We start from the raw sequence: 25,746 nt of genomic DNA, 5'->3' as shown, positions 1-25,746 counted from the left end.
CGCCTTACCCGGCCTACGATTCACATGCAGGCCGGGTAAGCGCAGCGCCACCCGGCAAGAACGGGCCACACCTTACTTCTTCATCTGCGACAAAATCGTCCGACACTGATTCGCTTCGCCTTCTGACGGCGAAATCAACGCCAGCAGCGCCGCCGCAGGGGTGACCAGCGTGGCGAGTGCGGCGGCAACTGCACCGCGCGCAATCAGCGGCCCGGCCTTAACGCCCGCCTGCGGCTCTTTGAAGGTCCCGCGCACGTAGAGCGGCGAACGCAGGGTAATGATACGAATACCTTTACTTTCCGGATCGATGGTTAAATCCAGCTGCTCGGACGCCATGCTGGCGGTACCGGTGATGTTGATAACCGCGTTTTCCGTGTCGAAGGCGAAAATCTGCGGACGCGCCACGCCGTTGACCAGATCCACGTTTGCCGCCGCGCAGTTCACGCGCACTTCGTCGTCACCGAAGATTTGCCCGATGATAAAGTTCCCGACGTTCAGCCCCAGGATCTCCATCAGGTTACGGCTCACCAGACCGTCGTTCATCAGCAGCTTCAGGTTGCCGTTTCCGCTGCCCAGCAGCGCCGCCACGGAGTTGCCCGTGCCGCGAATGTCCGCGTCGCCGTTCATCTCACCGAGGGTCTTCTGCATCAGCTCCACGTCCGGCATCAGCTCTTTCAGCTTCAGCCGGCGCGCCTGGATCTCCGCCCGTCCCTGCATCGGCTTTTTATCCCCCTCCAGGTGGATATTCGATGAAATGGTTCCACCCGCCATGCCAAACTTCAGTGGTTGCAGGCGCAGGTCGGCGTTTTTCAGGATGATATGGGTTGAGAGATTGCTCAACGGCAGCGTGCTGCCATGCTCAATTTTACGTCCTTTGAAGCGCACGTCCGCATCCATCACGTCCCACTTGTCGGTTTCGAAGCGGTCATAGGGGAGTACTTTGCCCGCAGGCTGGACGTCCTTTTTGACCTCTTTTGACTTCGTGCCTTTACCCGAATCTACGCCAATCAGCGGCCCGAGATCGGCCAGACGCAGCTGGCGGGATTCAACGTCACCCTCCAGTTTCGGGCGTGGTTTTCCGGTGGTGTAGGTCAGCGTACCGTGAATATCGCTGTCGCCGATGCGGCCGTTGAACCCACGGTAGTCAAAGACGGACGATTTTTCAGCGTCGATTTTTGCGACCAGGCGCCCGTCCGTTTCGAACGGCGGGGTATCCGGCAGCAGCACGCCGGTGAGATCGTACAGTTCACCCAGCGAATCGCCGGCAAACTTAAGCTGGAGGTCGACGCCGCCCATGTTCATCGGGTCGTTAACCGTGCCCACGAACGCCACGCGGGTATTGCCCGAGCGGAAATCCGCCTGCACCGGGAATGGCGTGCCCTCGCTTCTGAGCGCCAGCATGCCGCCGATTTTGCCTTTGCCGGTGAGCGGCTGGCCGTTGTAGCGCCCCTTCGCCGTCAGGCCGAAGACGTAATCGCCCGCTTTGCTGTCATCGCCTTTGGCTTTACTGCCCGTCACTTCGCTAAACGGTAGCGGCTTGCCCAGCGGATCGACGAGGATCTCCACGTCGGCCTTGCTCACCTTATCGTCAATGGCGATCCGCCCGCGATCGAACAGAATATTATCGAGGCGGAAAGACCACGAAGAGGGCTGCGCATTCGGATCTTTATCGTCGCTGCCGGCGAGATCGAACGTCCAGTTGTTGTTTTTCTCAGACAGGCGAATCAGCCGCGCGTCGGGCTGCTGAAGTTTGATCCACGGCAGATAGACCGTTTTCGTTAACAGAGCTAACGGCGCGAGCGTGGCTTCCACGCGCGGCAGGTGGATCATGGTCACTTCGGGGATATCGGGCGGGTTGCCAAGCATAATGTCGTCGGCATGGACGTGCGGCCAGGGCACCCAGCTTCGCCAGCCGGTTTCCTCTTTCTGGCGCTCCCACACGACGCCCAAATCGCCACGTATTGCGAAGGGGCGGTTTAGCTCGGCTGAGACTTTCTGGTTGATGGTCGGTTTGAGGCGGTTCCAGTCAAACGTGGCGATAATGATGATTAAGACCACGATCAGCAACACGAAAATCCCTGCTGTCCAGGAAATCACCCTGGTTGTTTTTGTCATTGTTGTCCCCTTTCCTGATGAACTTGCCTATAAAACTATAGTTCAGACAAAGGGAAGCGGGCATATCAGAGCGTGGTTATCACCTTTTCCAGGGTATCCATAGGGACAGGACGAGAGAGGAAATAACCCTGTGCCGCGGCTGCCGGGGAATTTTGCACGTCGCGCCACTCTTCCAGCGTTTCCACGCCTTCCACAATGACGCCCTGACAATAGCGGTTCATCAGTTGCAGGAGCATAGTAAACAGGTTCCGTCCCTCCGACGTCTGGCGCAGCATAATAAACAGATCGCGGGCCACTTTGATGTAGTCATAACGCACTTCACTCAGGGCGGAGAAGTTCGCCATGCCGGTACCGAAGTCATCCAGCCACAGCGGGCCAAATTCACACATCGAGGCAAACGAGGAGTCCTGCGGCAGACGCACGTGCTCCACCAGTTCGAAGCGCATCCACGGCAGGGTGGCAATCAGCGCCTGCAACGTCGCATTCTGACGTAACGCCATCAGAGTTGGGCCATCCACGTTCACCGACGCCAGAATACCGTGCTGCTCGAAGAAGGCCTGCTTCGTCGCCAGCATTCTCAGCTGCTCTTCCAGCACGTCGATGCGCTGACGCACGGCAACCTCCGCAAAATAGCGGTCCGGCGCGATACGCTGTGAAGGATTCGACGGATGAGTGACGATCGTTAATACCTCAATCGCCATTAACCGACCGTCGGTACGGTAGATGGGCTGATAGGTATACGCTCGCTCGCATTGCAGCCAGTAGCGATGCTCCTGCAAGTTCTCAATACTTGCCTCAGGCGTAGTGCTCAGCCGCTGGATAACCTGCTCTGACTTCATTTCGGATGTCCTGTTGTATGGGATAGCCTTTCTGGACTCGTCACTGAGTTATCGGCCCGCCAGGTGAGAACTTTATGTTCAATTCACCGGGAAAATGAAATTAAGATGACAGAAATATGCCGGAACACGCGCTGGCTCAAAAAAAATAATGGAACGTCGTTTTAATATGGTTGACCGTAAAAAACACACAGCGCACACTACCTTTAATTACTCTGTTCAGGTTCACGACTATGTCTAAGAAAATTGCCGTGATTGGCGAATGCATGATTGAGCTGTCCCAGAAAGGCGCGGAAGTGAGCCGCGGTTTTGGCGGCGATACATTGAACACCTCCGTTTACATTGCCCGTCAGGTCGACCCCGACGCGCTGAGCGTGGATTACGTTACTGCGCTCGGCACGGACAGCTTCAGCCAGCAGATGCTGGAAGCCTGGCAGGGTGAAAATGTTGGGACGTCGCTGATCCAGCGAATGGAAAACCGTCTGCCGGGTCTGTACTACATCGAAACCGACAGCACCGGCGAGCGCACCTTCTACTACTGGCGTAATGAAGCGGCTGCCAAATTCTGGCTGGAAAGCGATGCCGCCGCCGCGATTTGTGAAGAGCTGGCCACCTTTGATTACCTCTACCTGAGCGGGATTAGCCTGGCGATCCTGAGCCAGCAGAGCCGTGAAAAGCTGCTGTCACTGCTGCGCGAATGCCGCGCCAACGGCGGCAAAGTGATTTTCGATAACAACTACCGTCCGCGCCTCTGGGCCAGCCGTGAAGAGACGCAGCAGGTGTACCAGCAGATGCTGGAATGCACCGATATCGCCTTCCTGACGCTGGATGATGAAGATGCCCTGTGGGGTGAAAAACCGGTTGATGAGGTTATCGCCCGGACGCAGGCCGCTGGGGTCAGTGAAGTGGTGATTAAGCGCGGGGCGGAGTCTTGCCTGGTGGCGGTGACGGGTGAAGCCGTGACAGAGGTTCCGGCGGTGAAGCTGGCGAAAGAGAAAGTGATTGATACCACTGCGGCGGGCGATTCTTTCAGCGCGGGCTATCTGGCGGTACGTCTGACCGGCGGTACACCGGAAGCGGCAGCGCAGCGCGGTCACCTGACGGCCAGCACGGTGATTCAGTATCGCGGAGCGATTATTCCGCGCGAGGCGATGCCTGCTTAAGAACGGTGCGGGCTGATGCCCTCCCCCTAGCCCTCTCCCACAGGGAGAGGGCACTCAGGACCTTACTGACCCTGAGGAATATCGCTCGCATCCTGATGCAAATCATCGGCCGCCGCCTGTACTGGCTGCGGCGCCGTTGCCATGATGGCGTTCCAGGTGGCCTTCAACTCTTTCATGTCATATTCCGGCTCACCTTTCGGCTGTAACAGAATCAACGCCATATCCTGCGACAGCTGCTGACGCAGATCCTGATTCAGCATTTCAACGGTCAGGCCGTTCAGGAAATCCTGACGCAGCTTCTGATACTGCTCCGGCGCGATGTCCACGACCTGATTCTGCAAGGATCGAATGCGCTGGCTGATTAAGATATCGGTATCGGCGCGGGCATAGGTGGCGAACAGTTTCTGCAATTCGAGGGATTTCTGCGCGACCAGCGCGTTAAACTCCTCTTCAGACAGGCCCTCTTTGCGCACTTTAGCCAGCTCTTTTGCCACCACGCCGAGATTCGCGTTCAGCTTATCGCTGGGCGATTCCACGTTAATGGCGCACTGCGCGCGCTGGAACAGCACGCGGCAGTCAAAGCCCAGGCCAATGTCTTTCACGTTGTTCTTGCTGAGCGTCTGCTGAACGTGCCAGAACAGCGCTTCACGCGCGAGATCCGCACGCCAGTAACGCAACAGCGCAGAAGACTCGCGAATCGGCTGCCAGGCGGTATCCCACATCATTGAAAGACGATCCTGACGCACGGTATCCGTCATGATGCTGACCGTCTCAGGACGCAGCGGAGAAAGCGTAGGAACCGGCGCTGGCGTTTCACGCTTCCCTTTCAGATCGCCAAAGGCTTTGTTGATTTGCTCTATCACCGCACGGCTGTCCACGTTACCCACCACAATGAGGGTCATGGCGTCCGGGGTGTACCACTGCTGATAGAAAGATTTCACCTGCTGTGCGTCAACCGGCTGTTTCAGCGGCTCTGCCGGGTCATGGCCAAGCAGCGTTGACCCTTTCAGGCGGTAGCGCCACCAGCCTTCTTTGGTATCCGTCGGCCAGGTCGCCACCATGTCGCTGTTGCTCAACGCATAGTTTACGGTCTCCGGCGTAATCGCCAGTTTGCCGGTCGCATCGGAAAGATAGGTAAGCGCTTCTTTAAGCAGATCGTTACGGTTGTTGGGCAGGCTCAGGTTAAACATGGTGTAGTCATAGGAGACCACAGCCGGGGGAAGCGGGCGTTTTGGATCGATGGCCTGTTGCCATAAAGAACGCACCTGAACCGCCTGCAAACTGCCGCTCTGGGTGAGCGCCAGTCGAGGAATAAAATGGCTTAAGCCGGTCTGCTGGGTGCTTTCTGTGAGGGAGCCGGTATTCACAGCCAGACGAATTTCAATGCGATCGCTCGGACGTTGCGGGGTGGATAATACCTGCCACTGGAAACCGTTCGCCAGTGTTCCCTGTTGCCAGGCCGGGTCTGGCTGGAGCGCATCTGCCTGCACATAACTGGCTGCTGCCATCATCAGCAAACCGCCGGTTAAGAGTCGAATTTTTGTGCCCTGCATGTGAACCCCTGATCAACATTCCTGGTTAAAGAGAGTGTCTCGCGACGTGAGCACTCAAAGATGACGATGAAAACCTTCCGATTAGACAGCGTGTTCGGCTAAACGTCACGGGCGGAAGTGAAATATACCTCAAAAAAATCTTGTCGAATTATGACAGGTATGAGCGGTTATTATGCGCAGGTGCCCGCATCCCCACAAGGGAATACGGGCATTTATGAGGGATTAAGAGGATAAACCGGGGGTTTTGTCCTCAGATGGACGGTTATTCAGCGTATCGTTGAGTTTCTTGTGGTCCAGCTCTTTCACCCACTTCGCTACAACGACCGTCGCCACGCCATTGCCGATCAGGTTGGTTAACGCGCGGGCTTCAGACATAAAGCGGTCGATACCGAGGATCAGGGCCAGGCCCGCCACCGGCAGATGACCAACCGCTGAAATGGTCGCCGCCAGCACGATAAATCCGCTGCCCGTGACGCCCGCCGCCCCTTTTGAGGAGAGCAGGAGCACCACCAGCAGCGTAATCTGATGGAAGATATCCATGTGGCTGTTGGTGGCCTGGGCAATAAAGACCGCCGCCATCGTCAGGTATATCGAGGTGCCGTCGAGGTTAAAGGAGTAGCCCGTCGGAATAACCAGCCCCACCACGGACTTACGGCAGCCCAGCTTTTCCATTTTATCGAGCATGCGCGGCAGCGCGGATTCAGAAGAGGACGTACCGAGCACGATCAGCAGCTCTTCACGAATGTAACGGATAAATTTAAAGATGCTGAAGCCGGTCGCACGGGCGATGGAGCCGAGCACCACCACCACAAACAGAATACAGGTGATGTAGAAGCAGATAATCAGCTGGCCGAGCTGTACCAGCGTGCCGACGCCGTATTTACCGATGGTAAACGCCATCGCGCCGAAGGCACCAATCGGGGCCAGACGCATGATCATGTTGATGATGCCGAAGATAACCTGCGAGAAGCTTTCAATGACGTTGAAAATCAGCTGGCCTTTGCTGCCCAGACGGTGCAGGGCAAAGCCAAACAGCACGGCAAACAGCAGTACCTGAAGGATGTTACCGCTGGCGAACGCGCCAATTACGCTGCTCGGGATCACGTCCAGCAGGAAGGCCACAATCCCCTGATCTTTCGCCTGTTCAGCGTAAACCGCCACCGCTTTCGCATCCAGCGTGGCCGGATCAACGTTCATGCCCGCGCCAGGCTGCACCACGTTCACGATAATCAGGCCGATAATCAGCGCGATGGTACTGACAATCTCAAAGTACAGCAGGGCAACTGCCCCCGTACGGCCGACCGCCTTCATGCTTTCCATGCCGGCGATACCGGTCACCACGGTACAGAAGATGACCGGCGCGATGATCATTTTGATGAGCTTAACGAACGCGTCGCCAAGCGGTTTCATTTGCGCGCCCAGTTCCGGGTAGTAGTGACCAAGCAGAATACCGATGGCGATGGCTGTCAGGACCTGGAAGTAAAGACTTTTGAAGAGTGAGGTTTTCATAGGGTGTCCCTGGGAAGAAAAACTACAGGCTTTGTAAGGTTATGGTTAACCTGCGGCTTTAAAATAACACCCACATAACAGGACAGAAATAAACGAGGTTCAAATTTGAAACACAAATGTTAAGAACTTTGAGCTGGCTCGCACAAGCCAGCAACAAAATTACACTTTTGCGTTATTGCCAGCAGCGGCGAGATAGCGTTGCTCAAAGATATCCGACGGCACGGCACGATCAAAAAGGAAGCCCTGACCGCTCTCCACGCCCGCCGCAGCCAGCCACTCGCGCTGGGCGTCGTTTTCAATTCCCTCGGCAATCACGTGCAGATTCAGGCTGTGCGCCATCTGAATAATCGCCTGTACCATACTGCAATCCTCCGGCAGCCCCTCAACAAAGGTTTTGTCGATTTTCAGGACGTCCACCGGCAGGGTTTTCATGTGATGAAGCTGGCGCAGGCCGGAATACCCCATACCAAAATCGTCCAGCGCAATGCGGACCCCGGCGTTACGCAGCGGTTTCAGAATGGCGACAGCGTCGTCAGGATTGTCGATACAACGGCTCTCGGTGACTTCCAGTATCAGCGTGTCGGGCTGGATGCGGTAGCGATGGATCAGCGCGAGCGTCTCCGGCACCATGGTCGGGTGCATCAGCTGTAGCGCAGAGAGATTCACCGACAGCGGCAGCGTAATGCCCCGCTGCTGCCAGGCCGCAAGCTGGCGGCACGACTCTTCCAGCACCCAGTACCCCACGGTGACCATCAGGCCGCAGGACTCAATACGTTCGATCATCCCCTCAGGCAGCTCCCACGTGCCGTCCGGCTGCTGCATGCGCAGCAACGCTTCGGCGCTGGTCACTTCACCCGTGCGCAAATTCACCTGCGGCTGTAGCCAGAGCGCAAACTGACGATTGTCCATCGCCGTCAGAATGTCACTCTCTTCCGTCAGGCGCTGCTGGGCTTTTTCCATCTGCTCCGGGTCAAAGAACTGGATCTGATTTTTCCCTTTCCGGCGCGCGGTGAACGCTGCCGAGAAAGCACGTCGGTAAAGCTGCTCGGCGGTCAGGCCACCGTAGTACATCGCAATCCCGATGCTCGCGCTCGGACGAAGCTGGATACCCTGAATGGGCAGCCGTTCATTAATGACAGTGAGCACTTGCTGACCTAGCGTAATGGCCTGCCACGGCTCTTTTACGCCGTGCGCGATCACCACCAGGTCATAGCCGCTGACCTGGGTGAGCACCATGCGCGGCGCCAGAACAGATTTCACCTTTTCCACCAGCGTCAGGAGCAGCATCTCGCGCTGGCTCTCTTTCAGCACGCCCGTCGTGTCCTGCAAGGTTTCGCAGGCGATCACCATCAGCGCGGTGGGCTGCTGGCGGGCGACGGTCTGCTCCAGCAGGGCCATTAAAAACGCTTTGTTTGGCAGATCGGAAACCGGAAAACGGGTGGCATTGTTACTGAGCTCTTCCTGCTGACGCAGGACACGCTGCTGGTTGATATTGTAACTCCGGACCAGCATGCCGATTTCATCGTCGTGATGCAGGCGCGGCAACGGTAACTGATGCCCCATGTGCTCCTGCGGAGAGAGGTCGTTCAGCTCCCGCGCGATGCGGCGTAACGGATGCACAATTAACCGGTTGATGCACCACGTCAGCGCCACGCTCAACATTAAGGTCAAGAGTAAGTAAGTGGTTACCAACGTAGCAACCCAGCTCATGACGAATTTATACATGCGGTACGAGTCCGCCTGTAACACCAGGTAAGCCAGCGGCTGCGGGTTAGCCGGTCTTTCCAGGGAATAGAGAGGCAGCGAAATCTGCACCGGCAGTTCAAACAGGCGCATCACCATCATCGGGACGGGACGCTCCGGGATAAAGCTCATCCGCAGCGCCTGAAACTGGTTGGGTAGCACGACGTCGGCGCGGCTCACGATACCGGCAGGCTGGATGCGCTTCAGAATGGATTCTGCCTCGGGGATATCCCCTTTCAGGATCGAGGCCGACAGAGGTTCCCGCACCGAGCGGGCAATACTTTCCAGTTGCGAAGCCGTGTTATAGCGGTTCTGCTGTACGGAATGAAACAGCAAAATGACGCAGAAGATGAAGACAAACAGCATTGTGACGGCAGACACCATCGCCATCTGTTTGATCGTTAAGGAACGGCTGACACGCAAAATGACTCTCCACAAAACTCGAAGCGCAGGGCGCACCAGGGTGTAAACCTGGTGCGCCCGAGTATACCCGATAGCTGCACTTTTAAGAGAGACTTACAATTAGATTAAGCAAAAATCCGATCACCAGTCTGCATAAGGCACCAGCGGTTCCGGCGGTAAGTCCATATCACCCTGCCAGCCTGCGGCAGAATACCGAACATAGAGCAGCGCATGACTCGGGGTATAGTCTTTCGCTTCCTGAATATCAACGCCCAGACCGACAAACCAGTTGGACGCCACGCGGCGTTCAACAATCGCCCTTGCGGTATAACCCGTCCCTGACGAGCTGCTTCCGGTTTCCATCACACCTTTATCGGTATAACGGCCTGGCTCATTGTCCGGGATCAGCCCCTGCAACGGATAACGCATCACATCTTTTGTTTTTGAATGGGACCAGGAGACGGAGCCACCCAGCTCCCATGACCAGTTCTCGGTGCGTTTACGCCAGTTCACCGGTAAGGCGAACGACACATACTCCTGCGGGCTGTAGTAACCGCCCTGGCCCAGCGAATAACCGCTTAAATCCTTATCGTAATGCCAGAGCATATTAGACACGCCGACCGTCAGGCGCTCGTTGTTCTGATTGATAAGCTTGTAGTAATAGCCGGTCATCCAGCGGACGCGCCAGTTATCTTCGACATTCTTCCCGCTGAGGCTGTCGGCACTCAGGCTTGACCAGATACCGTTAGCTTCGCCTTTGTCGTAGCTCACGCTCACGCCGCCACCGGTGGCACGCACGCCGCCCCAGGTGGTGTCGGTATTGGGATCTTTTTGCCCGCCGAAGGCCAGCACAGAGCTGGAAATCGGACGGCGATGGGCATTCAGGGTGTAGCCAATCGGCCCTAAGTCGTTGCTGTAGCTCAGACTGCCCACTACATCGACCACGTCGAAGCCCATCGGCGTTGTACCGATGTCCCACGCCCAGGTCTGGTTCTGCCAGCCGACGGCGACGCTGGCGCCGTTGGCCGACTGATTCGTGCTGCCGCGACATGGCGTTTCGGCGCAGGTGCCCCACGTTGGATCGTAAGTGCCATTGTCCGTATCAAAGGAACCGGCGTTCATATTGACCAGATCGCTACGGAAGAACATGCGACCATCCGACAGCGGCGCATCAACCTGGAGCATGGTGGTGTGCGCTTTTAGGTCGGAATAGCCCCCCGTGCCGCTGGAGCCCCAGTAGTCGTGTTGCAGCGTGACGTTAAGATCCTGCTGACGATAAAGATCGCCTGCATCGCTGCGTACGCCGCGCTTCAGCCAGTCATCTTTCTCATCGTTACGCGTAAGACGCGTAAAGCTGTCGTTATCGGTCGGACGGGTCGTCGTGATGCCCGATGAGACCATCGCATCTTTCCAGGTTTCCAGCGCCTGCTGAGGCTGGCCGTTTTGCGCCTGGAAACGGGCGGCATCACGCATCACCAGCGCGCTTTCCATAGAAGGCGGCTGCGATTTTGCCTGAGGAACAATGGCGTTGAAGGTCTTTTCTGCCGTGGCAGAATCACCCAGACCGGCCTGCGCCATGGCGATCCGGCGCTGCATATTGAGGGAGAGCGGTTCGCCGTTTTGAGCCGCGGGCAGTTTCGCCAGCTCAGCGCGAGCGGCGTCCCTGTTGCCCTGAGCAAGATTGACTTCGGTCAGGCCGAGAATCGCGTCTTCGTTCTGCGGTTCCCGTTGCAGGACGGTGTTGTAGGCGGTTTTCGCGGCCTCATGATCGCCACGCTGTTCAGCCCAGTCCGCCAGCGTTAAGTCGATACGGGTGGATGGGGGCTGCTGGCGAAGCAGCGCTTCCGCCTCCTGCTCTTTTCCACCGTCGCGCAGGCGGTTGGCGTTTTCCAGCACCTGGTTACTTTGCAGGCGGCTCGCCAGCTCCTGAATGTTGCTGTTCCACCTGTCGCGCGGCAGCGTGTTCAGATGCGCCAGCGCGGCGCGGTCCCGATCGTTGCCGGACAGGTACAGCCCGCTGGCGTAAACCTGCTCCGGATCGCCCGGTTTCTGGCTTGCCAGCTGACGCATCAGGTTATCCGCCTGGCTGCGCTGACCAGCGCTATACAGATCGCGCGACAGCCGGTAGGTGATCCACACGTCGCCCGGGGAAAGCGCAAGGCGTCGGCGCTGAATTTCTGCGGCCTGGGCATATTTCCCCTCGCTTTCCAGCCGTTCGGCCTGGGCTGACAGCTGCTCGTTCGTCAGGCTACGTTCAATATCATCAATGCTGCGGCGCTGGCTGGCAGAGAGCGACTGAATAAACTGCGTCGCCTTCTCCGGAGACTGTGCGCGATAAATATTGGCAAGACCGCGCACCGCGTTGGTGTTGCCGCTGTCCATACGTAACGCCTGGCGGTAATAGTGTTCGGCCGCGTCGTTATCTTTACGCGCCGCCGCCGCATCACCCAGCCCCAGCACCGCGTAGCTGTCGGTATTATCGACGCTGCGCGCCTGCTGGTAATAGCGTTCCGCCTGGGCCGTATTGTTGGCTTTCAGGGCGTTATCCCCCTGCTGGATCAGCAGCCAGTATCGGTTGACCTTCAGCAGGCTGTCCCATTTGCCCCGGTTATCGCTCTGCGGATCGAGGGCGATCGCCTTTTCAAACTGCGCCACCGCGCGGGCGCGATCGCCTTTCTGGGAATAGGCCTGCCCCAGCGCGCCTACGGCTTCGCTGTCGGCGTGGTTGGCGCTGACCGCTTTCTGCAACTCCGTCACCGCTTTGTTGCCCTGCCCGGCTTCCACCGCGGCTAACCCTTCGGCTTTGGCGCGAAACGCCGGATCGGCGAGCTGTTTTTGCTGCGCTTCAAGCTGCGCGCGCGCCGCCGTCACGTTATCCCCATCGCTGAACACGCTCAGGTACTGTTGCAGCGCGGTGACGCTGGCGCTACTGGCCGGCAGATCTTTGATCTGCTGGTACCACATATCCGACGCCTGACTGCGGCCCTTGTTCGATTTGGCCATCTCCTGCAACACCGCAAACCCTTCGTCACGGCGTCCGCTCTCGAACAGAAGCTGGGCCAGCGAGGCCTGTAGCGGGGCGTTGCCCGGGCTGGTGGCGTTAAGGTTTTTAAGCTGGCCTATGGCTGAGTTCCGGCGGGCGGGATCTTTTGCCACCACGTTCCAGTACTCCGTCGCGATGTCGCCGGAGGGCGGATTACCGTCAAACAGTTTGTCATACGCGGCAATGGCTTCCTGCGTATGGCCGGTAGTGGCAAGCAGGCGAGCCTGCTGGAGGGCCTGGCGACCGTCCGGCGTGGAGAGCAGCATGGTCGTACGGGAGGACTGGTACGCGCTGGAATCGGGTGCCATTCCTTTCAGGCGATCCAGCTCTTTTTGCGCGCCCGCCGTATCGCCCTGTCGTAACAGATAGCGGAAGCGTGCGGCAATCACGTCCGGGTTGTCGGGGTCGATCAGCTCAAGGCGGTAGAGCGACTGACGCACCAAATCCTCACGCTGCGTGGATTCGCCCAGACGAACCTGTTCCAGCAGCTGTCTCTGCTGCGGGGAGTTGGCGGCCTGGGCCAGGGGCATTAGCGCCAGGCCAAGCGATAACGTGAGGAGATTTAGTGTGAACGTGCGCATTCCTGGCCCCAATCCGGTAGTAATTCACCTTGCGCGGTGAAGCGAAAACGATGCTGATCCCACCCTTGTCCAAAGAGGGTCAGAACGTAGCTGTAATAAGCATTATTATCGGGAAAACGATCGGCGACGCGCTGACGTTGCACCGCCTGCGCGTCCCGGTTTTGTAAAAACGGAAGCAGGGAGGCAGAGAACCCAACCGGCCCATCTCCGGTACGTTTCCCGGTCGCTACGTCCACTTTTTCCGGCGGCAAGCCTTGTTTGGTTGTGGTGGTCGCCATGGGCTTGAAACGCGCCAGTAGCCGGGCTTTCTGTGGATCGCTATCGTTCATCATCCCTACCCAGAGATAGACGCGAATCGCATCGTAGCTGCCGATAAGGGACGCATCCTGCTTCAGCTGCCAGCCGCCCTTCTTCTGATATTTCACCCAGTTCGGGGAAAATCCTTTAGGCGCGGTCTCCAGCAGCAGACGCAGGTTGGTTTCTCGGAGCGTCGTCCACGGTGCACCAAAACGGGTAAAATAGCTCGCAAGCTGCGGCGGCAGGTAGCTGGGGTTGAAGCGCCAGGCACTCTCTTCGGCAAAACCGACTTTACCCGGCAGCAACATAGAGCCCAGACCCGGCACCTTCACCACTTCCTCGGTGGCAATGCGCGTCAACAGCGCCTTACCCGTGCGCGTATAATCGGGATTTTTCCATAGCCGCCCGGCTTCCAGCAGCGACCAGGCAATCCAGATATCGGCATCCGACGCCGAGTTCGAGTCGATAACGGCCCAGGTTTCGTCGTCCTTTTTCCCCCACAGCCAGGCTGGGAGATGCTGGGCTAAATCCCCCTCGGCAAGGTTATCGCGCGTCCATGCCAGCAGCAGATCGAACGCCTTGCGATCGTTTGCTGCCAGCGCAAAGAACAGCCCATAGCTTTGCCCTTCCGAGGTGGTGATCTTGCGCGCGTCGCTGGGATCGATAACGCGCCCACCTTCGCTCATATAATCCTGCTTGAACGTCTCCCAGGCGGGCCAGCGGCAGGCGGCATGAAGATTCGCCGCCGCCAGCATCAACGCTGCGACTACACACCCACGAAAGATTTTCATCACCGCTTACTCATGGTCCGGATTAAGACGACGACGGCTAATGATTCGCAGCAGACGCCACAGCACCCAGGCCAGCAATACGACGCTGAGCGCAGCCAGCACGGCCAGCAGCACCGGGTGGTTAGACAGGGCGTACCACAGGCGCTCGAACCACGGCAGATGGCCCACATAGTAGACATCCCCCACGCGCAGGCTGTTGACCCCCGACTCACGAATAACCGAGACGGAACCGTACATTGCCGCCCGTTTACCGCTGTCGTTCATGGCCGTATTGAGCAGCTCATAGCCGCGCGGGCTGTCCGCCAGCAGGGCGATAACGCTGCGCTGGTCATTATACGGCGACTGGAAGCCGACAATCGCGGCCATCGGGCCCGTTGAGCTTACGGTCGTCCTGATATTGGCCTGACGATCGCCGCTGTCCGGCATGATGCTCGGGAACTCGGTCTGACGCAGCGGCGTGTTGACCCATGACTGCGCCGCCTGCACCAGCAGATCGACGCGCTTCTCGTCTTTCAGCTTGTCCGGAATGTTGCCGATGACCATGATATCGGCGTCTTTGTTCTGGATCTGGCTACCGTCGTTCGTCACCGTCACGTTGACCGCCGGCAGGCCGGTTTGCGCCCCGATGGTGCCCATGGTATCCAGCAGCGTGGCAACCTGACCTTCGTTGGCCGCTTTTGGCATCACGACAATTGATTCAGAGAGGTCTGCCATGCGGCTGAACGGGAAGCTGGCGTTTGCAAACGCACGCAGGTCCGGCATCGCGATAAAGTGGTAATACTTTGAGAAGTCGATTGTGGAATCGTCACCAATCACCACGTGGTTTTGCACCGGCTGGAAGGTAATACAGTTTTCCACCGTTCCACCCGGCATCGGGTTCATATACTGGAAGTTAAACCGCAGCTGGTTCACCGCACCCAGCTTCAGCGCCGGGATCGACACGTCGGTTTTACCGTCCAGCAGCCCCTGCAATACTGGCAGACGAAGCATCAGCCGGTTTGTCTCCTGGCTGCTGGTCAGGCTGAACGATTGCAGGAACTGGTTGTTGAGGCTGATATCCATGCGCGAGCTGTCTTTGGTTGCCGGCGCGGTGTAACGGTAGTTCAGGTTGATATCAATCCCGTTGGTGCGCAGCAGATACAGATCCGGCGGCAGGTTCAGCGACAGGCTGACGGGAGAAGGCTCAAGCCCGGTGGACTGCAATTGCTCTTCATAGGTTTTCAGCTCACCGAAGGTGATCGCGCGGTCGGTGCGCACCCAGTTTGGGGCATCATAAGGCTTACGCGCCAGCAGCGGTTTCACTTCATCCACCACGACGCTGTTGCCGCGGAACAGGATATTCCCCTGCGCAATGCCCTTCGCCGCCTGCACCAGATCTTTTTCATCACGCCCGAAGACCACCAGCAGCTTCACGTACGGGTTGTCCGGATGGGTGATCATCTCGATGGTGGGCGCTTTCACGGCCGGATGGTCACGCAGAAATGACGGACGTTTGGCGTTGGTGGCAAACACGATCGCGTTTTTATCCGGCATTTTGTCGTACATGACCGGGAAACTCTGACCGCGCCAGCCGGAGCGGGAACCAAACCAGGATGCCACGATGGAGGCCGCCAGCTGTTCGGTCACATCCGGAGAGCCCGCAAACACCATCGGCAGGTTCAGAGGACGGTTATCGCGCGGGTCGAAGAACGGCACCGGGAAGGCCGAGAGATCATTTTTCAGCGCCAGTGGCTGATACGTCATCTGTAGCGAGGAGTTGCGGCCCACATCCAGCCACAGGGTGCTGCTGGCCGGGTTTTCACAGACATCGCGATAGTGGCCAACAAATTCAAGGCGTACGCGGTTAAAATCGGTGATAAACAGCGGGTTAATCGGCACTTGGGCCAGGGTTTTCTTACCCAGCTGCTCTTTGGTGACTGGCAGGACGTCCATCAGTTCGTCATTCAGATAGACCTTAAGCTGGGACTGCACCGGCAGCAGCGACGGCGATGGCGTGTATTCCAGGTTGAGCATCGCTTTCGACACGACTTCATCGCTGCGCATACCGAATTCGATACCGCCATTTGGGTTGATGCCGCGCAGGACCATGCTGCCCGGCGGAGGGGCGATCTGGGCGAACGTCAGCTTAACGTCACGCGACGGCGTATTTTCCGCAACCACGGGTGCGTTGGCACCGGGCACGCCAGGCATGACCTGCCCCACCACCGGATTACCGGCAGGCAGCGTATTCCCCGTCGTCGGCTGATTTGGGACGACGTTTTCCGTCTGCCCCGGCGCCGCCGTCACAACCGGATCGGTCGCTTGCGCGACGACAGGCACCGTTGGAGCGGGCGTGGCCGCTGCGTTATCAGGCGCCGCGTTAGCCACTGTTGCAGGGAGCGCACTCATCCCCATTGCCACTGCACATAACCAGGAAAGTTTTGTTTTCATCGCGTTATCATCATTGTTGAGCCATAACCGGGTCCGCCTGCTTCGCTTCATCTCGCTCAGGCCGACGCGGAATGAACGACACGACCCAGGAAACCAGCGAAGTAAGTGACCGGAAAATTAATTTCACCGACGACGGGGCAAATTCTGCAAGGTGACGATAGCCACGGAACCCCAGCTTAAGAATATCCAGCAGGCTTTCCAGAGGCTTATCCTCAGGGAAGCTGTCCTGCCAGAGAGCCCACGTATCCGCGCGGGCAAACGTACACTGCACAAAATCAATATGTTGCTTTTTGGTCAGCGGCATCAGTTGCAGACCCACCTCATTTCCTCTCACGCGTACAACCTGCGTCGGGAAGACATACTCCTGCTGGCCGCGCTTAAGCAGTAAATTAACCTTCTGCCCCTCCAGCACCTTAGCCTGACCGTTGATCTTGATACCCAGACCGCCATCCGAGAAGTCATGTACGGTACAGGAGAAGAGATGGCCATCGTCGCGGGCAATGGCTGCGGGCATGCTGATTTCGACGCGGTGCGCGCGGCGGACCTGTTTACTCTCCACCGATACCGCCACCGCGCCACCGAGGATAATCAGGTTGTAAAACACCCACGCCATACTCACGAAGACCGTCAGGACTTCGTTTTCCGGGCCGTAGAAGTAGCGCCAGATCCCAACAATGACGCCCACAATATTCAGCAGCACCAGGAAGATATAGGGCCGGGAGATCACCCAGTCGACATACTCCTCTTCCACCAGCCCGCCCTTCGCGGTGACGTTAAATTTCCCTTTATGCGGGTTAATCAGCGCTACCATGGTTGGCGGCGCGATGTACCAGGCCAGCACCGTTTCGTAAATTTCGCTCCAGAAGGAGTGACGATATTTTCCCTGAATCTTCGAGTTCGTCAGGCTGGCGTGGATCATGTGCGGCAGCACGAACAGGGCAATCATCAGCGCGGGAGCGTAGATGATGTAAGCGTGAAGGAGCAGGAACGCCAGCGGCGCGGTGAGGAAGATAAGCCGTGGAATACCCGACAGGAAGTGGAACATGGCGTTGACGTAGCACAGGCGCTGCGCCAGCTTCAGCCCTTTGCCCATCAGCGGGTTATCGAGACGGAAGATTTGCACCATGCCGCGCGCCCAGCGAATACGCTGGCCGATGTGTGCCGACAGGGATTCCGTTGCCAGCCCCGCCGCCTGGGGAATGCGCATATAGGCCGAGGTATAGCCAAGGCGGTGCAGACGCAGGGAGGTGTGAGCATCTTCCGTGACCGTTTCCACGGCGATGCCGCCAATTTCATCCAGCGGCTTGCGGCGGATAACCGCGCAGGAGCCGCAGAAGAACGTGGCGTCCCACATGTCGTTCCCGTCCTGCACCAGGCCATAGAACAGCGTGCCCTCGTTCGGGGTTTTGCGGAAACGCCCAAGGTTACGTTCAAACGGATCCGGCGAGAAGAAGTGGTGCGGCGTCTGCATCATCGCCAGCTCTTTCTCCTTCAGGAACCAGCCCATCGTCATTTGCAGGAACGAGCGCGTTGGCACGTGGTCGCAGTCAAAAATAGAGACGAACTCCCCTTTGGCATATTTCAGCGCATTGTTGATGTTACCGGCCTTAGCATGTTCGTGAGTGGTACGGGCGATGTACTCTACCCCCACTTCGTCTGCGAACTGGCGGAACTCGGCGCGGCCACCGTCATCGAGGATCCAGATTTTGATTTTGTCCTTCGGCCAGTCGATACCCAGCGCGGCGTAGATGGTGTTTTTCACCACCGACAGATCTTCGTTGTAGGTCGGCACGAAGAGGTCCACCGTTGGCCACTGGGTCGTGTCTTTTGGCAGCGGCACCGGCTGACGATTCAACGGCCAGATAACCTGGAAGTAACCCAGCACCAGCACGATCCAGGCGTAGGTTTCCGCAAACAGCAGCACTAGCCCGCACACCAGGCTGACCGGATCGTCCCAGTTCAGCGTTGAGGTATAACGCCACCAGATGTAGCGGCAGGAAACGGTCAGCGACAGCACAATCAGCATCAGGGCGGAAAAACGTCCCGGAATGCGCCGCACCAGCAGCGCCACGCCCCACAGCAGGATCAGGAAGGTAAACTGCGCCAGCGGGTTGAACGGCTGGGTAATACAGACCAGCGCCAGAATGAGCGAGAACGCCACCACCACGCCGAGAATAAAACGCCGCAAGCCCGGGTGGAGGTGCCCGAGCTCTTTGTGGTTATCTAAATGTCCCGTTCTGTCGCCAACCCGGTCGGGTAGCCGGTCAAGCCACTGGTGATAGCGTTCACGCAGGTTCTGCACGCGATCGAAGCTGCGCCAGCGGGACGTTTTTTTCTCCGCGCCCGTTGAGGTCGCCAGCAGCCAGATGGACTGAATAGCGTAGCGCGCGGGATCGAGCGGACGCGGCTTGTCAGGGTTGATATGCGGATAGAGTTCACCGTGGCGCGCACGAATACGTTGCCAGCGCGGATGTTCAAGGGGGATGAACATCCACGCAAGAACCATCCAGAAACAGCCCAGCGCAGCGCTCAGCGATGAAGCGCCGTGATGACGGTAATGGAGATAGCGTTCACTTAAGCGCGAACTGACCGGCGGGATGAGCAGCCAGCTGGTCAGGCGACTCATGCCGTACTCCCGGCAGACTCAGGCCTTTTCGCAAAGTGCAGCAGACACCAGTTGGCCAGCGTCAGGATCTCTTCCGCCGCCAGTGAATCGCTACGGTACTCCCCAAGGGGTTGTTTCGACGCGAGGCACTCCGCCATCGCTTCGTCACGATGGATCACCATCGGCAACAGGCGGCGCTGACTCTGTAGCCAGACCTGGTACAGATCGTCCTGGATCTGGCTGCCAATGCGCAGATCGTTGATCAGAATATGGGCATTGGCAGGCAACGCCTGCTGATGCAGACGGATATGGCAATTCGCATCTACGTTCGCGATGGAGAGCACATGGTCACACTGCGCCAGCAACTGGCGGGTCAGCGACGCGGCGCCGTGCGGCAGGTCCAGCAGGATCCACCGATAGTGCCCTTTCTCTTTCAGGCTCTGCAACGCGGTGGTGAAGCGAGAGAACAGGCGCTGAAACGCGGCTTCATTCCCGCGTTCGGTTTCCGTCAGCTGACCAAAAGGAAGCAAATCGAGCTGGGAGGTATAGCGCAAACCCGCATCCCGCCAGTCTTTATCGTCCAGAAGCGCGCGCCCCCAGCCGTTTGAATACGTAAAGTCGACATTGAATGACATGCGCAGCAAATTATCGGAGCAGGCATCAATAACCAGTACCGATTCACCTAAAACCTGCAATGACCACGCCAGCGCCGCGGTTACGGAAGTTGTACCTACCCCACCACGGACGCCCTGTAATCCTAGTACGGCCATCAATGGCTTCCTTATTGTTGTTGGGCAAACTCAGCTAATAACGGCCAACGTTTAATAGCCGCAGCCAACTGTTCCCGCTGGGAAATATCGGTGTAATCTATTTCAGGCAACGAAAAAGCCTGCGTGAGCGCCAGAAAATCGTTTTGGAATGTGTAACCCAGGCTTGAGTCGACTGGCGTTGCGGGTTCGTTATTTTGCATTCTTATTTCATCCCTTTGAGTAAAATCATAAGATTCAGATGCAGCGAGGCGTCCTGCCCACGAAATTCATTTACATGCTAAATCTGATGTTCTTTAATTTCAATGTTAGGTTTATTTCTACGCTTTCGCTAGTAAACTGAGAGGCATAGAAATTCGACGAAAAGAGGGACACCGTGGACTCCATATTTTCTATTGGCATCCAGTCATTATGGGACGAATTGCGCCACATGCCAGTCGGAGGAGTCTGGTGGGTTAATACGGATCGTAATGCTGATGCCATCAGTCTGGTAAACCAGACGATAGCGGCGCAGGGTAAGGATTCCCGCGTTGCCGTCATTACGATGGGCGATGAGCCAAAGTCAATCATCAGGCTCGAAACTGACCGTGGACCCCAGACAGTACGATTATTTTCCATGTCAGCAGAGGCCGACAGTTTATACTTTTTACCCCGCGATATTCAGTGCTCTATTGTTCCTGAACACTATTTACTGATTCTTAAATGTTCTCAAAACGGTCTACAAAATATTCCGTCAGAAAAACTGCTGAAATGGCTGGAAAGAATCAACAGATGGGCGAAAAATCAAAATTGCACCTTATTGGTGGTTAACCCAGGCAGTAATAACGACAAGCTTTTTTCACTTTTAATGAGTGAATACCGCTCCCTCTATGGCCTGGCCAGTATTCGTGTCCAGACTGACAGCTATCTGTACGACGTGGCATTCTGGTGCAATGAAAAAGGGGTGAGCTCCCGACAGCAGCTTACCCTCAAACATGTCGGGGATGAGTGGCATCTTGCTCAACAGGAAGAGACGGTGGTTCAGCCACGCAGTGATGAAAAACGCGTACTGAGTCATATTGCGGTACTGGAAGGCGCGCCTGCTCTTTCTGAACACTGGTCACTGTTCGAAACCAATGAAGCCTTATTTGATGAAGCGCGCACCACGCAGGCGGCGACCATTATCTTCTCGTTGATTCAGAATAACCAAATCGAAACGCTGGCAAGGCATATTCACACGCTACGTCGACAGCGCGGCAGCGCGTTAAAAATCGTGGTGCGTGAAAATAATACCAGCCTGCGCGCCACCGATGAGCGCCTGTTACTGGGCTGTGGCGCTAATATGGTCATCCCCTGGAATGCGCCCCTCTCGCGCTGTCTGACGCTGATCGAAAGCATCCAGGGCCAGCAGTTTAACCGCCACGTTCCGGAAGATATCAGCACCCTGCTTTCCATGACGCAGCCGATGAAGCTGCGCGGCTACCAGAAGTGGGACACCTTCTGCGATGCGGTGGGCAACATGATAAGCAATACGCTGTTACCGGCAGACGGAAAAGGGGTGATGGTTGCCCTGCGTCCCGTGCCGGGCATTCGTGTTGAGCAGGCGCTTACTTTGTGCCGCCCTAACCGTACAGGGGATATCATGACCATTGGCGATAATCGCCTGGTGCTGTTCCTCTCCTTCTGCCGGGTGAACGATCTGGATACCGCGCTGAACCATATTTTCCCGCTGCCTACCGGAGATATTTTCTCGAACCGCATGGTCTGGTTCGAAGATAACCTGATCGCTGCTGAGCTGGTCCAGATGCGTACCCTGGCACCCGAAAAGTGGGCCAAACCGTTGCCTGTAACAAGCGGTGCCGTACCGGTTCTCAACGCGAAGCATGACGGGCATGTCTGGCGTCGGGTACCTGAGCCGCTACGTTTACTGGATGAGAACAAGGAGAGCGCGCCATTATGAATATCAGCGATATCATTCAACTGGTTGTTCTGTGTGCGCTAATTTTTTTGCCGCTGGGCTACTATGCGCGCCATTCCCTGCGCCGTATTCGCGATACGGTCAGATTACTGTTCGTCAAACCTCGCTATATTAAACCCGCCGGAACACTGACTCGCGCTCCGAACGTCAAGGCAAACCGAAAACATGACTAATTCTACCTATACCTCTTCGGCGCCATCGCCACTCTGGCAATACTGGCGCGGCCTGTCCGGCTGGAATTTCTACTTTCTGGTGAAGTTTGGTCTGCTGTGGGCAGGCTACCTTAATTTCCACCCTCTGCTTAACCTGGTGTTTATGGCATTCCTGCTGATGCCAATTCCGAACCTCAGGCTGCACCGTATACGTCACTGGGTCGCTATCCCCATCGGTTTCGCCCTGTTCTGGCATGATACCTGGCTGCCTGGCCCCGAAAGCATCATGAGCCAGGGCTCCCAGGTCGCAGGTTTCAGTGCGGACTATATGCTCGATCTGGTTGAGCGCTTTATTAACTGGCAGATGATTGGTGCGGTATTTGTCCTGCTGGTCGCCTGGCTGTTCCTGTCTCAGTGGATCCGCGTGACGGTGTTCGTCGTCGCGATTATGGTCTGGCTAAACGTCCTGACGCTGACGGGCCCGAGCTTCTCGCTGTGGCCAGCCGGTCAGCCGACAACAACCGTGACCACCACGGGCGGTTCCGCCGCCGCTACCGTCGCGACAGCAGGGGATAAGCCTGTGGTAGGGGATATCCCCGCGCAGACCGCACCGCCGACATCCACTAACCTGAACGCGTGGCTCTCCAGTTTTTACGCTGCGGAAGATAAGCGCCAGACGAAATTCCCGGATGCGCTGCCTGCCGATGCTCAGCCGTTTGAACTGCTGGTGATTAACATCTGTTCTCTGTCCTGGGCGGATGTCGATGCGGCCGGGTTGATGTCGCATCCGCTGTGGTCGCATTTCGATATACAGTTTAAAGACTTCAACTCCGCCACCTCCTACAGCGGCCCGGCGGCTATCCGTCTGCTGCGTGCAAGCTGTGGGCAGCCTTCGCATAAGAATCTCTACCAGCCCGCAGCTAACCAGTGCTATCTGTTCGATAACCTGGCAAAACTCGGCTTTACGCAGCACCTGATGATGGGCCACAACGGCCAGTTCGGTAACTTCCTGAAGGAAGTGCGTGAACAGGGGGGAATGCAGGCGCCACTGATGGACCAGAAAGGGCTGCCGGTGACGTTACTGGGCTTCGATGGTTCGCCGGTGTATGACGATACCGCCGTGCTTCAGCGCTGGTTCGATACCGTCGGCAAAGAAGAAGGGACGCGTAGCGCGACGTTCTATAACACGCTGCCGCTGCACGACGGGAATCACTATCCAGGCGTAAGCAAAACGGCCGATTATAAAGCCCGTGCCCAGAAGTTCTTTGACGAGCTGGATGCGTTCTTTACCGAGCTGGAAAAATCAGGGCGTAAAGTGATGGTGGTGGTGGTACCGGAACATGGTGGAGCGCTGAAAGGCGACAGGATGCAGGTGTCTGGCCTGCGTGATATCCCAAGCCCGTCCATCACTAACGTTCCGGCCGGGATTAAGTTCTTTGGCATGAAGGCGCCGCGTCAGGGTGCGCCTGTTGAGATCACCCAGCCAAGCAGCTATCTGGCCATCTCGGAACTGGTTGCTCGCGCAGTAGACGGTAAGCTGTTTGTGGAGGATAGCGTGAACTGGGATCAGCTCACCAGCGGGCTGCCGCAGACGGCAGAGGTATCGGAAAACGCTAACGCGGTGGTGATCCAGTATCAGAACAAGCCTTATGTCCGACTGAATGCCGGGGATTGGGTGCCATATCCGCAGTAATAGCCGCTACACCCTCTCCCCTGTGGGGAGAGGGTTACTCTGCACTTCGTAACGAAATTTCTCCGCCCACCCAGGGCTTAATCACGCCATCCTGTTCAAGAAGCAACGCGCCCTGTGCGTCAATACCGCGTGAAGTGCCGTAAATCTCTTTATCCCCAATCAGCAGCTTCACCGGTCGGTTAATAAAGTTATCGAGCTTTTCCCAGCGGGAGAGGAATGGCGCTAATCCCTCCTGTTCAAAGAGCGTCAGCGAACTTCGTAACTCATTGATCATCCGGCCGGCAAGCGTATTGCGATCGATGGCGATCCCCGCTTCCTGGAGATTGGTCCAGGCCTGGTTCACCACATCGTTTTGCACGTTTCGCATTACCATGTTTAGCCCAGCTCCAATGACGATCTGCGCGGCATCGCCCGTTTTTCCCGTCAGTTCAACCAGGATACCTGCCAGTTTGCGATCGTTGAGATAGAGATCGTTCGGCCATTTCACCCGCACGTTATCCGCGCCCAGATCGTGCAGCACCTCTGCCATCACAATACCGATGACCAGGCTCAGCCCGATGGCCGCAGCCGGCCCCTGCTCAAGCCGCCAGTACATGGAGAGATAGAGGTTGGCGCCAAATGGCGAGAACCACTTGCGACCCCGACGGCCACGTCCTGCCTGTTGATACTCGGCAACGCAGGCATCGCCGGATGTCAGCTCGCTCAGGCGGTCCAGCAGATACTGGTTCGTCGAATCAATAACCGGCAATACCGCAACGTTGCCGTGCCCAATCTGGCTGCGAATGGTCTCTTCATTCAGTAACTGGATCGGTTCCGGCAGGCTATAACCTTTACCAGGCACCGTAAACACATCCACGCCCCAGTCGCGGAGCGTTTGTATATGCTTGTTGATAGCAGCGCGGCTCATGCCCAGCTGTTCGCCCAGCTGCTCGCCAGAATGAAACTCGCCATCTGCCAGAATGCCGATGAGAGTTAACGGAATTGTATTGTCCTTCACGCAATGGTCTCCACGGCATTCACTTCGCCTGTTCGGCCAATAAAGCGAACTTCAGGCTCCAGCCAGACGTTAAATTTTTCGCCCACGCGCTGGCGAACATGGTGCGCCAGGTTGACGACATCTTCACTCGTCGCGTTGGACTGGTTAATCAGTACCAGTGCCTGCTGACGGTGAACAGCAGCGCCACCAACAGTGGTACCTTTTAAATCACATTGATCGATAAGCCAGCCTGCGGCCAGCTTCACGCTGCCATCCGCCTGAGGATAATGCGGAGCCGTTGGCCAGCCGGCGAGAAATGCTTTGGCGTTTTCGCTGCCGATCACCGGGTTTTTGAAGAAACTGCCCGCGTTTCCATTCACTTTCGGGTCCGGAAGCTTGGTCATTCGCATATGGCAAACGGAATCAAATACCTCACGCGGTGTGACGGTAGCCGGATCGAGGCGGGTCAGATCGCCGTAAGTCAGCACCGGTTTCCAGTCCTTTGCCAGACGCAGACCAACGGCCACAATGACGAACCGATCCTGATACTCGTGCTTGAAAATGCTGTCGCGATAGCCAAAGCGGCACTGCTCTGCGGTTAAGCGCTGCGCATTACCTGTGGCCAGCTCAATGCAGTCGACGTATTCGCAGACGTGTTTCAGTTCGATGCCGTAGGCACCGATGTTTTGAATAGGAGACGATCCTGCGCAGCCCGGGATCAGGGCCAGGTTTTCCAGCCCGGGCATCCCTTTTTCAAGGGTATATTGCACCAGACGGTGCCAGTTTTCGCCAGCACCCACGCGTAAATACCAGCTGTCAGCGCGCTCTTCAACGTCAATTCCCATGATGCGGTTGACGATCACCGTTCCCGCAAAATCATCGAGAAACAGGACATTACTTCCTTCGCCCAGAATCAGTACGGGTTCACCGTTTTCTGTTGCGCTCTGCCACGCATTCAGCAGCTGCTGAGCATTTTCGGCACGTACAATTTGATTAGCATTTCGTTGAATACCAAAGGTATTCCAGGGCTTAAGGGAGTGGTTCATAGACGTTATCCTGATGCAAAAACCGGGGTAGTTTACCGTATATACGCAGGGATAGGTGATTAGTTTATGGAAATGAAGGATCTGCAA

At 57.0% G+C, this 25,746-nt stretch carries 16 protein-coding genes and 1 pseudogene; 4 read left to right on the top strand and 13 right to left on the bottom strand.

Translation table 11 applies throughout. From position 1 onward, the window contains the following. Positions 1-72: 72 nt before the first annotated feature. Complete coding sequence (locus N5C09_RS13155) at positions 73-2,115, bottom strand: AsmA family protein (RefSeq protein ID WP_063450021.1); 2,043 nt, start codon at positions 2,113-2,115, stop codon at positions 73-75. Positions 2,116-2,180: 65 nt separating this feature from the next. After that, positions 2,181-2,954, bottom strand: coding sequence for a cyclic-guanylate-specific phosphodiesterase (gene pdeH, locus N5C09_RS13150; protein WP_063450022.1), 774 nt, complete (start codon positions 2,952-2,954; stop codon positions 2,181-2,183). A gap of 230 nt (positions 2,955-3,184) precedes the next feature. Between pdeH and N5C09_RS13145 the strand changes: the two genes are divergently transcribed. Beyond that, positions 3,185-4,114, top strand: a complete 930-nt coding sequence (locus N5C09_RS13145; RefSeq protein WP_279749188.1) for a sugar kinase — start codon at positions 3,185-3,187, stop codon at positions 4,112-4,114. 62 nt (positions 4,115-4,176) lie between these two features. Here the strand turns inward: N5C09_RS13145 and N5C09_RS13140 are convergent, their stop codons facing one another. The 9 genes and pseudogenes from N5C09_RS13140 to bcsR form a co-directional block, all read right to left on the bottom strand. After that, positions 4,177-5,667 carry a pitrilysin family protein gene (locus tag N5C09_RS13140; protein WP_063450024.1) on the bottom strand — a complete coding sequence of 497 codons (1,491 nt, stop codon included), beginning with the start codon at positions 5,665-5,667 and terminating at the stop codon, positions 4,177-4,179. Positions 5,668-5,889: 222 nt separating this feature from the next. Then, a complete protein-coding gene (gene dctA / locus N5C09_RS13135; protein ID WP_063450025.1) occupies positions 5,890-7,176 on the bottom strand; it encodes a C4-dicarboxylate transporter DctC in 1,287 nt (428 codons plus the stop codon). Between the two features lie 159 nt (positions 7,177-7,335). After that, positions 7,336-9,342: a biofilm formation regulator HmsP gene (gene hmsP / locus N5C09_RS13130; protein WP_064910089.1), complete on the bottom strand. Its 2,007-nt coding sequence runs from the start codon at positions 9,340-9,342 to the stop codon at positions 7,336-7,338. A 120-nt stretch (positions 9,343-9,462) separates the two neighbouring features. Beyond that, positions 9,463-12,945, bottom strand: a complete 3,483-nt coding sequence (bcsC, locus tag N5C09_RS13125; RefSeq protein ID WP_279749187.1) for a cellulose synthase complex outer membrane protein BcsC — start codon at positions 12,943-12,945, stop codon at positions 9,463-9,465. Then, positions 12,927-14,033, bottom strand: coding sequence for a cellulose synthase complex periplasmic endoglucanase BcsZ (gene bcsZ / locus N5C09_RS13120; protein WP_063450028.1), 1,107 nt, complete (start codon positions 14,031-14,033; stop codon positions 12,927-12,929). The genes bcsC and bcsZ overlap by 19 nt, the downstream gene beginning before the upstream one ends. A gap of 6 nt (positions 14,034-14,039) precedes the next feature. Next, positions 14,040-16,463: a cellulose biosynthesis cyclic di-GMP-binding regulatory protein BcsB gene (gene bcsB, locus N5C09_RS13115; RefSeq protein WP_107534170.1), complete on the bottom strand. Its 2,424-nt coding sequence runs from the start codon at positions 16,461-16,463 to the stop codon at positions 14,040-14,042. 10 nt (positions 16,464-16,473) lie between these two features. Further along, on the bottom strand, positions 16,474-19,089 hold the full coding sequence (gene bcsA, locus N5C09_RS13110) for a UDP-forming cellulose synthase catalytic subunit (RefSeq protein WP_279749186.1): 2,616 nt from the start codon (positions 19,087-19,089) through the stop codon (positions 16,474-16,476). After that, a complete protein-coding gene (gene bcsQ / locus N5C09_RS13105) occupies positions 19,086-19,838 on the bottom strand; it encodes a cellulose biosynthesis protein BcsQ (protein ID WP_063450031.1) in 753 nt (250 codons plus the stop codon). Before bcsQ ends, bcsA begins: the two co-directional genes overlap by 4 nt. 3 nt (positions 19,839-19,841) lie before the next feature. Then, positions 19,842-20,038, bottom strand: a pseudogene (gene bcsR / locus N5C09_RS13100) (cellulose biosynthesis protein BcsR); the annotation flags it as partial. Positions 20,039-20,211: 173 nt separating this feature from the next. On the opposite strand from bcsR, the gene bcsE reads away from it, so the two are divergent. From bcsE to bcsG, 3 genes are read left to right on the top strand one after another with little or no spacing between them, the layout of a single operon-like run. After that, positions 20,212-21,774 (top strand): cellulose biosynthesis c-di-GMP-binding protein BcsE, encoded by a 1,563-nt coding sequence (gene bcsE / locus N5C09_RS13095; RefSeq protein WP_279749185.1) that lies wholly within the window; start codon positions 20,212-20,214, stop codon positions 21,772-21,774. Further along, on the top strand, positions 21,771-21,965 hold the full coding sequence (gene bcsF / locus N5C09_RS13090; RefSeq protein ID WP_006808586.1) for a cellulose biosynthesis protein BcsF: 195 nt from the start codon (positions 21,771-21,773) through the stop codon (positions 21,963-21,965). Before bcsE ends, bcsF begins: the two co-directional genes overlap by 4 nt. Further along, the gene (bcsG, locus tag N5C09_RS13085) at positions 21,958-23,637 is read left to right on the top strand and encodes a cellulose biosynthesis protein BcsG (protein ID WP_279749184.1); all 1,680 of its coding nucleotides are present in this window, start codon (positions 21,958-21,960) and stop codon (positions 23,635-23,637) included. The genes bcsF and bcsG overlap by 8 nt, the downstream gene beginning before the upstream one ends. Before the next feature lie 34 nt (positions 23,638-23,671). On the opposite strand, the gene birA is transcribed toward bcsG, so the two are convergent. After that, on the bottom strand, positions 23,672-24,634 hold the full coding sequence (gene birA / locus N5C09_RS13080; RefSeq protein ID WP_279749183.1) for a bifunctional biotin--[acetyl-CoA-carboxylase] ligase/biotin operon repressor BirA: 963 nt from the start codon (positions 24,632-24,634) through the stop codon (positions 23,672-23,674). After that, a complete protein-coding gene (gene murB, locus N5C09_RS13075) occupies positions 24,631-25,659 on the bottom strand; it encodes a UDP-N-acetylmuramate dehydrogenase (protein WP_279749182.1) in 1,029 nt (342 codons plus the stop codon). Before murB ends, birA begins: the two co-directional genes overlap by 4 nt. Between the last annotated feature and the right edge of the window lie 87 nt (positions 25,660-25,746).

Source organism: Enterobacter sp. GD03975 (assembly GCF_029838645.1).
In the GTDB taxonomy this organism is placed as follows: domain Bacteria; phylum Pseudomonadota; class Gammaproteobacteria; order Enterobacterales; family Enterobacteriaceae; genus Enterobacter; species Enterobacter quasihormaechei.
The sequence above is the reverse complement of the archived record's forward strand: the minus strand, read 5'-3'. Positions and strand labels throughout refer to the sequence as shown.

What these genes read in the sequence shown, in the direction of transcription:
- N5C09_RS13155 (WP_063450021.1), bottom strand. Translation starts at nt 2,115, where the DNA reads ATGACAAAAACAACCAGGGTGATTTCCTGGACAGCAGGGATTTTCGTG.
- pdeH (WP_063450022.1), bottom strand. Translation starts at nt 2,954, where the DNA reads ATGAAGTCAGAGCAGGTTATCCAGCGGCTGAGCACTACGCCTGAGGCA.
- N5C09_RS13145 (WP_279749188.1), top strand. Translation starts at nt 3,185, where the DNA reads ATGTCTAAGAAAATTGCCGTGATTGGCGAATGCATGATTGAGCTGTCC.
- N5C09_RS13140 (WP_063450024.1), bottom strand. Translation starts at nt 5,667, where the DNA reads ATGCAGGGCACAAAAATTCGACTCTTAACCGGCGGTTTGCTGATGATG.
- dctA (WP_063450025.1), bottom strand. Translation starts at nt 7,176, where the DNA reads ATGAAAACCTCACTCTTCAAAAGTCTTTACTTCCAGGTCCTGACAGCC.
- bcsC (WP_279749187.1), bottom strand. Translation starts at nt 12,945, where the DNA reads ATGCGCACGTTCACACTAAATCTCCTCACGTTATCGCTTGGCCTGGCG.
- bcsZ (WP_063450028.1), bottom strand. Translation starts at nt 14,033, where the DNA reads ATGAAAATCTTTCGTGGGTGTGTAGTCGCAGCGTTGATGCTGGCGGCG.
- bcsB (WP_107534170.1), bottom strand. Translation starts at nt 16,463, where the DNA reads ATGAAAACAAAACTTTCCTGGTTATGTGCAGTGGCAATGGGGATGAGT.
- bcsA (WP_279749186.1), bottom strand. Translation starts at nt 19,089, where the DNA reads ATGAGTCGCCTGACCAGCTGGCTGCTCATCCCGCCGGTCAGTTCGCGC.
- bcsQ (WP_063450031.1), bottom strand. Translation starts at nt 19,838, where the DNA reads ATGGCCGTACTAGGATTACAGGGCGTCCGTGGTGGGGTAGGTACAACT.
- bcsF (WP_006808586.1), top strand. Translation starts at nt 21,771, where the DNA reads ATGAATATCAGCGATATCATTCAACTGGTTGTTCTGTGTGCGCTAATT.
- bcsG (WP_279749184.1), top strand. Translation starts at nt 21,958, where the DNA reads ATGACTAATTCTACCTATACCTCTTCGGCGCCATCGCCACTCTGGCAA.
- murB (WP_279749182.1), bottom strand. Translation starts at nt 25,659, where the DNA reads ATGAACCACTCCCTTAAGCCCTGGAATACCTTTGGTATTCAACGAAAT.